The 12,308-nt window shown below is 64.7% G+C and carries 10 protein-coding genes and 1 pseudogene; 6 read left to right on the forward strand and 5 right to left on the reverse strand.

Annotated features, from left to right (window positions below; translation table 11 throughout):
• On the reverse strand, positions 1 to 876 hold the full coding sequence (locus tag AC5ZG5_RS16760) for a branched-chain amino acid ABC transporter permease (RefSeq protein WP_456642862.1): 876 nt from the start codon (positions 874 to 876) through the stop codon (positions 1 to 3).
• Positions 877 to 1,169: 293 nt separating this feature from the next.
• Between AC5ZG5_RS16760 and AC5ZG5_RS16765 the strand changes: the two genes are divergently transcribed.
• The 3 genes from AC5ZG5_RS16765 to AC5ZG5_RS16775 all read left to right on the forward strand — a co-directional run bounded on the left by AC5ZG5_RS16765 (position 1,170) and on the right by AC5ZG5_RS16775 (position 4,367).
• A complete protein-coding gene (locus AC5ZG5_RS16765; protein WP_456642861.1) occupies positions 1,170 to 1,922 on the forward strand; it encodes an ABC transporter ATP-binding protein in 753 nt (250 codons plus the stop codon).
• Entirely contained in the window at positions 1,919 to 3,442 is a 1,524-nt protein-coding gene (locus AC5ZG5_RS16770; protein WP_456642860.1) for a permease, read from the forward strand. Before AC5ZG5_RS16765 ends, AC5ZG5_RS16770 begins: the two co-directional genes overlap by 4 nt.
• Before the next feature lie 112 nt (positions 3,443 to 3,554).
• Positions 3,555 to 4,367, forward strand: a complete 813-nt coding sequence (locus AC5ZG5_RS16775) for an MBL fold metallo-hydrolase (protein ID WP_456642859.1) — start codon at positions 3,555 to 3,557, stop codon at positions 4,365 to 4,367.
• Positions 4,368 to 4,531: 164 nt separating this feature from the next.
• On the opposite strand, the gene AC5ZG5_RS16780 is transcribed toward AC5ZG5_RS16775, so the two are convergent.
• Complete coding sequence (locus tag AC5ZG5_RS16780; protein WP_456642858.1) at positions 4,532 to 5,788, reverse strand: aminopeptidase; 1,257 nt, start codon at positions 5,786 to 5,788, stop codon at positions 4,532 to 4,534.
• Positions 5,789 to 6,992: 1,204 nt separating this feature from the next.
• The gene (locus AC5ZG5_RS16785; protein WP_155255498.1) at positions 6,993 to 7,133 is read right to left on the reverse strand and encodes a hypothetical protein; all 141 of its coding nucleotides are present in this window, start codon (positions 7,131 to 7,133) and stop codon (positions 6,993 to 6,995) included.
• 156 nt (positions 7,134 to 7,289) lie between these two features.
• On the opposite strand from AC5ZG5_RS16785, the gene AC5ZG5_RS16790 reads away from it, so the two are divergent.
• Positions 7,290 to 7,490 (forward strand): hypothetical protein, encoded by a 201-nt coding sequence (locus AC5ZG5_RS16790; RefSeq protein ID WP_210385126.1) that lies wholly within the window; start codon positions 7,290 to 7,292, stop codon positions 7,488 to 7,490.
• A 323-nt stretch (positions 7,491 to 7,813) separates the two neighbouring features.
• Here AC5ZG5_RS16790 and AC5ZG5_RS16795 read toward each other — a convergent pair.
• Positions 7,814 to 8,038, reverse strand: a pseudogene (locus AC5ZG5_RS16795) (helix-turn-helix domain-containing protein); the annotation flags it as partial.
• A 136-nt stretch (positions 8,039 to 8,174) separates the two neighbouring features.
• Between AC5ZG5_RS16795 and AC5ZG5_RS16800 the strand changes: the two are divergent.
• Together AC5ZG5_RS16800 and AC5ZG5_RS16805 are read left to right on the forward strand one after the other, a co-directional pair.
• Positions 8,175 to 9,350 (forward strand): NnrS family protein, encoded by a 1,176-nt coding sequence (locus AC5ZG5_RS16800; protein ID WP_456642857.1) that lies wholly within the window; start codon positions 8,175 to 8,177, stop codon positions 9,348 to 9,350.
• Between the two features lie 155 nt (positions 9,351 to 9,505).
• Positions 9,506 to 11,185: a methyl-accepting chemotaxis protein gene (locus AC5ZG5_RS16805; RefSeq protein ID WP_456642856.1), complete on the forward strand. Its 1,680-nt coding sequence runs from the start codon at positions 9,506 to 9,508 to the stop codon at positions 11,183 to 11,185.
• Between the two features lie 4 nt (positions 11,186 to 11,189).
• Here the strand turns inward: AC5ZG5_RS16805 and AC5ZG5_RS16810 are convergent, their stop codons facing one another.
• Positions 11,190 to 11,867 (reverse strand): class I SAM-dependent methyltransferase, encoded by a 678-nt coding sequence (locus AC5ZG5_RS16810; protein WP_208828169.1) that lies wholly within the window; start codon positions 11,865 to 11,867, stop codon positions 11,190 to 11,192.
• Between the last annotated feature and the right edge of the window lie 441 nt (positions 11,868 to 12,308).

Below are 12,308 nucleotides of genomic sequence, written 5' to 3' on the forward strand. Positions count from 1 at the left end.
TCAAACCTTCTTGCGCACGTGAAGGCCGAACAGGCCTTCGGGCTTCAGCAGCAGCACCGCGAGCAGCACGATATAGGGTGCGACGTCCTTCCAGCCTTGGGGCAGATAGAAGCCGGCCATGCTCTCGATCACACCGATCAGCACGCCGCCGACCACAGCGCCAGGGATCGATCCGAAGCCGCCGAGGACGGCGGCCGGAAACGCCTTCAATCCCAGCACTAGGCCGACATTGGAGTGAATGAACGTAATCGGCGCCAGCAGCACGCCGGCGCAGGTGGCGACCGCCGCCGAGATCGCCCATACGATCGAGACCACGCGCTTGACCGGGATGCCCATGTAATAGGCGGCCAGCATGTTCTCCGAGCTCGCCCGCATCGCGGTGCCAAGCGTGGTGCGGTTGAAGAACAGATAGAGCAGCGCGCACAGGATGACCGTCGCCGCGATCACCGACAGCTTGTCGTAGGCCAGCACGAGGCTGCCGATGCGCAGGACGCCCTGGCTGAACGGCGTCTCGATCTTGAAGTCGTCCGTCCCCCAGATGATGCCGGCGACCGAGCGCAGGAAATAGCCGAGGCCGATGGTCGCCATGATGACGGAGAACTGCGGATAGCCGAGGATCGGCCGCACCACCACCCGCTCCGCCAGCATGCCGAACAGCGCCATCGCCGCCACCGCGCCGGCAAAGCCGATCCAGTAATTGAGGCCGAGCATGCCGATGAAGGTGAAGGCGAAAAAGCCGCCCAGCATCATCAGGTCGCCCTGGGCGAAATTGACGACCTCGGTTGCCTTGTAAACGAGCACGAAGCCGAGCGCGATGAGGCCGTAGACGCAGCCAAGCGCAATGCCGCTCACGAGCTGCTGAACGAAGTCCAGCATCGTTATCCCTCCCCGATGCACGGCAATTCTTGGCGACCGCTTGTTGCATCCCGCTTCCGCCCTCCTCTGTTCGGGAGCGCTGGAAGCTGTCTATGTCCGGCGGCGATTTGAGCGCAAAGCAGGAACCAGAGTCAACAAAGCGCTGCGCCCGCCGTCTGGCATAATTGCGCAGAAATGCCGCAGCCGAACGTTCCCGCGCATTGCCCGCGTTTTGCGGCCTGCGATTCACCGCGCCGAAACGCTTTTCGGCCCATGGTCCGCAACCAGACATCAACCTGGACCGTCCCCACATCATGCCATCGGATGCGCCAGCACTCGGAGTGCGAGGGTTAACCAAGCGTTTCGACCGGCCGGCGGTCGACGCGCTCGATCTCACGGTGCGCCCCGGCGAGTTCTACGCGCTGCTCGGGCCGAACGGCGCCGGCAAGACCACGACGCTGCGGATGGTCGCCGGCCTGCTCAAGCCCGACGCCGGCTCGGTATCGATCTTCGGCATCGATGCCCTGTCCGATCCGATCGCCGCCAAGCAGATCCTGGCCTGGGTGTCGGATGAGCCGATGATCTACGACAAGCTCACCCCCCTCGAATATCTCGAATTCGTCGCCGGCCTCTGGGGCATCGATTCCCGCCTTTCCGAACGCTCAGCCCAGGACCTCCTCGTCTCGCTCGGGCTCGAGCCGCATCTGCACGAGCGCTGCGAGGGATTCTCCAAAGGCATGCGCCAGAAGGTGGCGCTCGCCGGCGCGCTGGTCCACGATCCGCGCCTGATCATCCTCGACGAGCCGTTGACCGGCCTCGACGCGCTCTCCGCCCGCCACGTCAAGGGCCTGTTGCAGGAGCGCGTGCGCGCCGGCTCCACCGTGATCATGACCACGCACATCCTTGAAGTCGCCGAGCGCATGGCCGACCGCATCGGCGTCATCGCCAAGGGCAGGCTCGTGGCCGAAGGCACGCTCGCGGAACTGCGCCAGCGCAACGGCCGCAACGACACCAGCCTCGAAGACGCCTTTATCGCCCTGGTCGAGACCGAGGCGGCCGCCGCATGAGTTCGGCGACCGACCTCACCTGGTTCGCCCGGCACGAAATCCGCCTCGCCTGGCGCGAATGGCTGGCGATGATGACCGGCCGACAGGGCCGCCGCAAACGCGCGGTGATCGGCCTCGTCGTTTTCGCCGCCATCCTGCATTTGCCGGCCTATGCGGTGGTCGGCCGTTTTGCCGACCTGACGCTGCCGCTCGACAAGTCCGCGCTGATCGTGACGTCGTCGACGATCTTCCTCGCCTGGGCGCTGATCCTCTCGCAGGCGGTCGAATCGGTGACGCGGGTATTTTACGCCCGCGCCGACCTCGATTTGATCATGTCCTCGCCGGTCCGGCTCACCAACATCTTCTCGGTCCGCATTGCCGCCATCGCGCTGCAGGTCACCGGCATGGCGCTGTTGTTCTCGACGCCCTTCGTCGATGTGCTGGTGGTCAGCGGCGGACCGCGCTGGCTCGCCGCGTTCGGCGTCGTCATCGCGATCGGCCTTTCGGCCGCGGCGGTCGCCACCGCCCTCACGGTGGCGCTGTTCCACCTGATCGGCCCGCGCCGCACCCGCCTGGTAGCGCAGGTGCTGGCCGCGATCATCGGCGCCGGTTTCGTCATCGCGCTGCAGATCGCCGCGATCCTCTCTTACGGCACGCTCTCGCGTTTCGCCGTCCTGACCTCCGATACCGTGGCTGGCTTCGCGCCTGATGCCGGCAGCATGCTGTGGTGGCCGGCCCGCGCCATGCTCGGCGACGGCGAGGCGCTCTCGCTCCTGCTCGTCTTCAGCCTGATGCTGCTCGGCGTCGTGATCGTGGCATTCTCGCCGCGCTTTGCCGATACCATCATCAGCATCTCGGCGAACCCGGCGATGACCGGCCGAACGGCCAAGATGCGAACATTCCAGCGCGGCTCGCGCCAGCAGGCGCTGCGCTGGAAAGAGTTCATGCTGCTGCGGCGCGATCCCTGGCTGCTGTCGCAGAGCCTGATGCAACTGCTCTACCTGGCACCGCCGGCGCTGATGCTGTGGCGGAGCTTTGCCGATGGCTCCGCCGGCCTGACGCTGATCACGCCCGTTGTCGTGATGGCAGCCGGCCAGCTTGCCGGCGGCCTCGCCTGGCTGACGATATCGGGCGAAGACGCGGCCGACCTGGTCGCGACTGCGCCGCTGTCGCCGTCGCAGGTGATCCGCGCCAAGATCGAAGTGGTGCTGCTTTCGATCGCGCTGGTGGTCGCGCCGTTCGTCATCGCACTGGCGTTCGCCTCGGTGCTGCAGGCGGCTGTCACCGCGCTCGGCGTGACTATCGCCACGATCTCGGCCGCCACGATCCAGCTCTGGTTCCGCGTGCAGGCCAAGCGCAGCCAGTTTCGCCGCCGCCAGACCTCCTCGCGCGTCGCCACTTTCGCGGAAGCCTTCTGCTCGATCGGCTGGGCGGCGACGTCCGCGCTCGCGCTGGCAATGCCGATCGCGGCCGTTATCACCGGCGCGATGACGCTGATGGTGCTCGCCACGACCTGGAAGATCAGCCCGCGGCGGGAGTGAGCTACCACCGTCATTGCGAGCGGATCGGGCGAAAGCCTGCCGGCAAGACCCATGACGGCCGCGGGATTAGCCGGTAGAGTGGCAGGGACGTCACCGCCGACGGACCTTGCCCATGTTGCGATCGATCCTCGCCGCCTTTGCCCTGCTCGGCCTCCTCAGCATCGCGGCCCATGGGCAGGACGCCCAGCGCAGCGAATGCCTGGCGATGGCCAATGCACCGCCGCGCGCCACGCCGGTCAGCCTGCGCCGCGTCGCCAAGGCCGACGAGGTCGGGATCACCTATGCCGGGCACTCCACCTATTACATCGATACCCCCGGCGGCATCCGGATCGCGACCGACTACAATGGCGCCTACCGTACCGGCCGCCTGCCTGATGTCGTCACCATGAACCGGGCGCATAGCACGCATTACACGCTGTTTCCCGATCCGAAGATCCCGCATGTGCTGCAAGGCTGGGGCGAGAACGGTCAGCCCGCCCATTATGCGATGCGGATCGGCGATGTCTTCGTCCGCAATGTCACCACCGACATCCGCCGCACCTATGGCGAGGACTCCGGCGGCGAGATGATCAAGGACGGCAACTCGATCTTCATCTTCGAGGTCGCCGGCCTCTGCATCGGCCATCTCGGCCATTTGCACCACAAGCTCGACGAGAGCCATTTCGCGGCCATCGGCCGGCTCGACATCGTGATGGTGCCGATCGACGGCACCTTCACCATGTCGCTTTCCGGCGTCTCCGAAATCACCAAGCGGCTGCGCGCCGCCGTGGTGCTGCCGATGCACCGCTTCGCCACCCCGCTCGACGAATTCATGCGCCTGATCGGCCAGCAGTTCGAGATCGACCAGCGCAGCGAGCGGACGCTTAAGATTTCGCGCGACACGCTGCCATCGACTCCGACGGTGATCATCCTCGACGGCGTGTAGTCGGAGTTCACCTCGCCCCGCTTGCGGGAGAGGTCGAAATTCAAGCTTCGCTTGAATTTCGGGTGAGGGGGAGCCTCCGCGCACATCGCTACCATCGTATTTGCGGAGAGGGCCCTTCAACCCGACCCTCTCCCCGCGAAGGGCGGGGAGAGGGAGATCCTCGCCTACGCCCACTCGCCCTTGCGGAAGACCGGCACGCGGCTGCCGTCGGTCCTGACGCCATCGATGTCGGTCTGGCTGGAGCCGATCATCCAGTCGATATGGATCAGGCTCTGGTTGCCGCCTTGCGCTGCGACCTGCTGCGGGGTCAGCTTGTCGCCGTCGACGAAGCATTTCGAATAGCACTGGCCGAGCGCGATATGCGAGGCGGCGTTCTCGTCGAACAGCGTGTTGAAGAACAGCAGTCCGCTCTTGGAGATCGGAGAGGAGTGCGGCACCAGCGCGACCTCGCCGAGGCGGCGCGCGCCCTCGTCGGTGTCGAGCACCTTTTTCAAGACTTCTTCGCCGCACGAGGCCCTGGCTTCGACGATCCGCCCCTCCTCGAACCTGACCTGGATATTGTCGATCAGGGTGCCCTGATAGGACAGCGGCTTCGAGCTCACGACGTGACCGCTGACGCGGCGGCAATGCGGGGTGGTGAAAACCTCTTCCGTCGGGATGTTGGCGTTGCAGGTGACGCCGTTCTTGGCAACCGATGCGCCGCCTTCCCATTCATGGCCGTCGGCGAGCCCGATCGTGAGATCGGTCCCCGGTCCCGTATAGTGCAGCGCGTGGAAGCGCTGGCCGTTCAGCCATTGGGTTCGCTCGCGCAAGACTGCATTGTGCTTTTCCCAGGCGGCGACCGCACCGTCCTGGTCGACGCGGGACGCCGCAAAGATCGCGTCCGCCAGCTTCCCCACCGCGGTCTCCAAGGGATCGTCAGGAAAAACCTGCTTGGCCCAGGATGCGCTGGGATAGGCGATGATGTTCCAATTGACCTCGAAATTGACGATCTTTTCCAGCGCTGGCTGATAGGCGACCGAATTGGCCTTGCTGGCGCGCGCAACCTTGGTCGGGTCCTCGCCCGACAGCAGCATCGGGTTGTCGCCGACCACCGCCAGCCGCGCGGTGTTGGCGGAGAACGCCTTTGCCATGCCCTCATAGAGCCAGTTCGCCGCGCGATCGAAGCCTTCGTTATGGCCATGCCGATAGCGCGCCAGCGTGACCTCTTCGTCGGAGAGGATCGGCGTGACCAGGCCGGCGCCGGCCTTGTAGGCATGCACCGCGAGCCGCCGCACCAGCGGCAGCGCCGACGACGGCGCAGTCAGGAGCAGGTCCTGTCCCGGCTGCAATCCGAGCCCGACCCTGATGGCGACTTCGGCGAGACGGTCGAGCTTTTCGGGATCGATTGCGGCGGAAAGGTTGCGTTGCGATGCGGTCATTCGGGATCCTTGAAATCGGTGGCTTTAGCAGAGATAGGCGATCGGCGCGGGCCCTTCAACGTTTCACCGAGGACAGCACCCGGTCGACCATTTCGGATGGAAGCCCGGGACGACGTGGGGAGAGGTTCTGATTCAACTTTCAAACAGCTCTCCGCTGTCATCGTCCGCCACCGGGTCGGCCGAATGGCCGACCGATGACAGGCTCCGGCGGACGATCCAGTATTCCAGAGACGGCTGAGCTTAAGTTGAGAGGCCGCCGGATACTGGATGCCCCGCCTGCGCGGGGCATGACGGCGGAGTTGGGGAGAGATGTGCGTCCGCATTCCCGCGGCGCTGTTCGCCCGAGGCTTGCCTCACTTTCCACCCTCTCAATCAGCAGAGGGCGCAGGGAAAGCCGGGTGCTGGTTGCACCCGTGGGTCCCGTGCAACAAAAAGCACGGGGGTAGGACCACAGGTTCAACCGAAGCATTCCGGCTTTCCCTGCGCGATGGTTTTACGGTTTCCTTCGTGCTCTTCCCGGTGACCGGGCTTTCTTGCCACCGTCACTTCGTTAGAAGCTTAGCGCCAGCGTCGGGGCGCCAGAACCACACGACTTCACCGTCCGCCGGTGTTGCGTTCGTCTCTCGCAAAACCTGCGTCCACCGCATCTCACCGCAACGTTCGTGACGATCGCGAGCCGCCCCTCATCCGCCGTGAGACGCGCGGAGTTAAATCACTGATTTGCCCGACGGCGAAAGCGGAATGTTTTTCGCTGCAGGGCTGGACAGACTTTAGCTGATTTGCCCGTCGAGGCTGGGCAAGTATTCAATCAGCCTTGAACGGCGCAGAAATGCATTCGCCGTTGCGGGCGATTGCACGTAGAAAATTCCATCCTCATTGCCATGCGCGTCGCGCAAAGAAAGGACGTTCTACGAGGACGCGCCCGCGGCGAATACTTGCCCAGCCTCGTCGGGTTGATTTGTCGCACCGAAAGCAGCCACATCGTCATTCCGGGGCGTCGCGAAGCGATGAGCTATGATGTGCAATTGCACATCAGAGAATCCATTTCGCCCTCGCGCCTGCCGTCCGAGGGATTGCGGGCTCGCGCCAAGAGGCGCGCCCCGGAATGACGAAGAGTGGTGGTTGAGGCGGCGCCCGGCTACACGAATCAATGTGCTGAGGACGCTGCTTTACACGATCAGGAATCAGCGGCCGCTACGCAGCCTCACGGCGCCACGCTGCTGTGGGCCACTTGCTTCGTGACGGGCCGTTCGCTGTGCGGTGAGCCCAGTGCGGTCCAGATCGCGGCGGCGAGCGCCAGGGCGGTCAGGATGTAGGGGGCAGCGTTCGGACTTCTGTTCTTCATCATCTCATCCGGCCGAATGGGCGCGCGTGCATGCCGAATACCCATCTCGCTGCATGAATACTTTGTCGGTATTAGGACGGTGCGCAAACTTAGCCACTAAAAAGTATTTGATTTGGGGCGACTGAATCGTCCATGCGATCACCCCATGACAGATTCATGACACGGGGACCTTGTGTGACTACCCAACCGCCAAGACTTCACGAAAACAGCAAACGTCGCAAATCGGCCCAGGAAGCGGTGGCCCGTTCGCTTGAGCGCGAACTGGGCTTTCTGGCCGAAGAGCGAAAAGAGCGTGCCCTGCTGCTCGGATTGGATCCGACCGTGGTCGCGCCGAATCTCAGCAAGCCGGCGGAGTAGCGGACCACTAGATCATGATTCGATTGGACGGAATCGAATCATGATCTCATCTCTTTGTTTGAGCATGATCTTTTCGGAAAACCGGCTTCCACTTTTCCGGATCATGCTCTAGATGCCGGGCGGACCGATCAATCCGCCCGACACACCGGCCGGTTGACGATAGCAACGGACGGGACCACGAGACGGAACCCGCAATTTGCGGGTAGAGTTACCGCGACACAACCCTCGGTTACGGGATCGCCACGAAGCCTATCATACCAGGTGCGGTGCGTCCCCTGCGGCCGGCGTCCGTCAGCCACCGGACCTTGGGAGGGAATGCGGCCTTCGGCCAGTGCGAACAGTTTGTGCGGATCACGCAGCCCGATGCGCTGGCGGCCGCCTTCGACGAGGCCCTGCTGCTCCCATGCGCTCAAGATGCGGCTGACCGTGTGCAGCGTGGTGCCGGTCATCTCGGCGACGTCCTGGCGGCTGATCGGAAAATCGATCTCGATGCCGGTCTCGATCCGGCGGCCAGCCTGCTTCCCCAGGCGAAGCAGCGCATGCGAGATGGAACCGGAGGCCGTTGCCCACATTCCTCCGGAACGTTGTCCTGACGCAAATCGCGCAGGACCTCGGAACGCTAAGACTCAATATACCCCCGCCGAGGCGGGAAAGTAGCAACAAGTACACGAGCGGATGGCAGCCATGTCGATCCCAAGATTGCGCCAGTATCAAGGGCCGGCCGTACTCTCCTACGGCTTCCGGCCGTTCTTTCTGCTCAGCTCGGCCTATGCCGGCGCGATGATCGTGATCTGGCTGCCGGTGTATGAAGGTCATCTGGCCCTGACCACGGTGTTCTCGCCGCGCGACTGGCATGTGCATGAGATGCTGTTCGGCTATGTCAGCGCCGTGATCGGCGGCTTCCTTTTGACTGCCGTGCCGAACTGGACCGGGCGGTTGCCGCTGCAGGGCAATTCGCTGGCAGCGCTGGTCTCGACCTGGATCGCCGGCCGGATCGCGATCTTCCTCTCGGCATCGATCGGATGGGCTGCTACCGCTGTGATCGATGTCGCGTTCCTCACGCTGCTCGCGACGGCGGCCGCGCGCGAGATCGTGGCGGGACGCAAATGGAGCAACCTCCCGGTCGTGGCGATCGTTTCGCTGCTCTCGCTCGCCAATCTGGCCTTCCACATCGAGGCACATCTCAACGGGCTCGCCGATTATTCGACGCGGTTTGCGATCGCGCTGGTGGTCATGCTGGTCACGCTGATCGGCGGTCGCATCATTCCGAGCTTCACGCGCAACTGGCTCGCGCGCCAACCCGCCGGCCGGATGCCGACTCCGTTCGGCGGCTTCGACAGCATCACGGTCGCGGCAGGCGGCATCGCGCTGCTGGCCTGGGTGGCGATGCCGCTGGGCGCGTTGACCTCGGCGCTGCTATTGCCCGCCGGCGCCTTCCATCTGATCCGGCTTGGGCGCTGGGCCGGATACCGGACCCTGTCCGACCGCCTGGTGCTGATCCTGCACCTGGCCTACGCCTTCATACCGGTGGGCTTCATCCTGACCGGACTGGCTGCGATCGACCTCGTTCCGGTGGGCGCCGGCATCCATGCCTGGACCGGCGGCGCCATCGGCGGGATGACGCTTGCGGTGATGACCCGTGCCACCCTCGGCCATACCGGTCGCGCGCTGCAGGCTTCCGCGGGGACACAGGTGATCTATGCCGCGATCGTTATCGCCGCACTCGCACGCATCTGCGCCTCGCTCGAGCCGGCGCACATGATCCCGCTGCTGACGGTGGCCGGCGCCGCCTGGGCGATCGCCTTCATCGGCTTCGTCGCGCTCTACGGTCCCGCATTGTGCTCGCCGCGAAAGGCGTGACGTTTCGACGCGGATTTGCTCTGTTTGAAGGGGTGATCGACTGCAGCCGGAAGGTCCTGCGGTCGCGTCCATTAGGGGCAATTTCACCAATTCGCATTAATCCTTTCGGAACCATCGGCGGCCGAAGCCGCCGGAAGCTCCAGAAAAGGTGTGCGATGCTCGGCAATCTCAGGATTTCCTCCAAGCTGATGATCATGGTCGGAGTTTCGGTGCTCGGCATTGTCGCCGTGGCCTTTGTCGGCCTGCAGGCGCTGAAGAACAATCTGCTCGAGGATCGCAAGGCCAAGCTGCAGGATCTGGTCCTACTCGCCAAGCAGACGGTGGAGCAGGACTACGAGGCCGCCAGGAAGGCCGGCCTTTCCGACGCGCAGGTCCTCGAACGAAGCAAGGCGCTGCTGCGCACGCTGCGCTTCGGCAAGGACGACTATTTCTATGCCCTGGGCAAGCAGGGCGTCGTCGAGTCGCATCCGAATCCGAAGGTCGACGGCAAGAACCTGATGGATACGGCTGATTCCGACGGCGTGTTCTACACCCGCCGGCAGGTCGAAATGGCTCCCCAGGGCGGCGGCTTCGTGCAGTACCGCTTTACACGCGTAGCCGGTGGCGAGGCGGTGCCGAAGATCTCCTATGCGACCGAATTCAAACCCTATGGCTGGGCCATTGCCGGTGGCGTCTATCTCGACGACATCGATGCGATCTTCTGGTCGGAGGCGCGCTGGATCGGGTCGATCCTCGCCGTCGCGCTGCTGCTCGTTGCCGGCATGTGCTTCCTGATCGGACGCAGCATCGTCGGCCCGATCACCGGCATGACCGCCGCCATGCGCAAGATCGCCGACGGCGCGACCGACACCGTGATACCCGCGCAGGAGCGCCGCGACGAAGTCGGCGCGATGGCGCAGTCGGTCCAGGTGTTCAAGAACAACATGATCGATGCAGCGCGGCTGCGCGGCGAACAGGACGAGCTCAAGAAGCAGGCCGAAGCCGAGCGGATCAGCCTGCTCGGCAAGATGGCCGACGAGTTCGAGAACAGCGTCCGCAGTTCGCTCGATGCGCTGGCGGGCGCCGCGGCCGGTCTGCGCACGACCTCGAACAGCATGTCGGGCGCGGCCTCGGAAGCGAGCCGCCAGGCGACGACAGTTTCCGCCGTCGCCGAGCAGGCCTCCGCCAACGTGCAGACCGTGGCCGCGGCGACGGAAGAATTGTCGTCCTCGGTCTCCGAGATCGGACGCCAGGTCGCGGAATCGACCCGCGTCGCGCAGCAGGCGGTGGAGGAGGCCAACCGCACCAATGTGACGGTGCAAGGCCTTTCGGCGGCGGCGCAGAAGATTGGCGACGTGATCAAGCTCATCAGCGATATCGCGAGCCAGACCAACCTCTTGGCGCTGAACGCCACCATCGAGGCGGCGCGGGCCGGCGAGGCCGGGCGCGGCTTTGCTGTGGTGGCGAGCGAGGTCAAGTCGCTGGCGAGCCAGACCGCGAAGGCAACCGAGGAGATCTCCGCGCAGGTCGCGGCGATGCAGGGCGCGACGACGGACGCGGTACACGCGATCGAAGGCATCGGCGGCACGATCGGCGGGATCAACGAGATCACCACCGTGATCGCGGCGGCGGTCGAGCAGCAGGGCTCGGCCACCAAAGAGATCGCCCGCAACGTGCAACAAGCCGCGCACGGCACCAGCGCGGTCTCCAGCAATATCGGCGGCGTCACCCGCGCCGCGGGTGAGACCGGTACGGCCGCCGGCAAGGTGCTGGATTCGGCGGAAGAGCTCAACAAGCAGGCCGAGATGCTGCGAGGCAAGGTCGACGGCTTCCTCGCCAATATCCGCGCGGCGTGAGGGCTTAGCTCGGCTCCAGCACCGTAGGAACGACTGCCAATCGCGGTCGCAGTTCGAGATTGTCAAGCTGCGACTGATCCTCGATCGCGCCGGGACGCAGCGTGGAGAAGCGGGACGGCGCGCGCCGCACCAGCCGATAGACGGAGGCCGGCGGCAGGTTGCTCATGGTGCGCCCGACCAGCGTGGCCTTCAGCCCGAGCCGATCGAGGATCGGCCGCGGGATCGGCGCCCTCGGTCCGTAGGTGAACTGATAGAACGCGCCGTTCGGACGCACATAGCGAAACGCGCCGCTTACGATCGACAGCACCTTGCGCGGCGACATCGTCAGCAACGGCAAGCCGCTCACGACCGCGCCGACCGAGCCGTCATCGGCGAGCTTCACCGTGCCGAGCCGCGCCGCGTCCATCCACAGCACGCGCGCCCCGGGAAAGCGCAATTGCAGGATCTGGACGAATTCGGATCCGTATTCGACGATGGTGAGATCCTGCTGCCTGATTCCCTTCTGCAGCAGCTTGTAGGTGAAGACGCCGGTGCCGGCGCCGAGCTCGATGATCGGGCCGGATGACGGCGTGATCTCGCGGGTGATCAATTCGGCAAGCGCGTTGCCGGACGGGGCGACCGCGCCGACCCGGCGCGGGTTGAACAGCCAGGAGAGAAAAAACGATGTGGCATCGTGAGACATGAGTCCATGACCTTGCAATAAGAAGCACAGTGTCCCGGCGCCGCGCCGCAAGCCCCAGATGCGATTCGGATCAAGACACGCGCATCATCGACGCGCGGCATTGCGACAGCATTGCGTGTTGTGAGGATTGATGCGGCCACACGAAAAATGCCGTAGCCCGTGTGGAGCGAAAGCGTACCCCGGGCCCGCTCTCGACCTCAGCAATAACCGGTTGTCATTCCGGGGCGCGCGCAGCGCGAGCTATGATGTGCAATTGCACATCAGAGAATCCATCAGGCCGCGGGCGACGGCGGAGAAATGGATTCTCTGATGTGCAATTGCACATCATAGCCCGATGCTGCGCATCGTCCCGGAATGACGGCGGTGGGCGTGGCGAAGCCGGAGTAAATTAGCTCCGGCGCCGAGCGAAACCTTCGGTGCCGTAGCCCGGGTGGAGCGTCA

The sequence above is a fragment of the Bradyrhizobium sp. Ses1 genome (assembly GCF_059512365.1).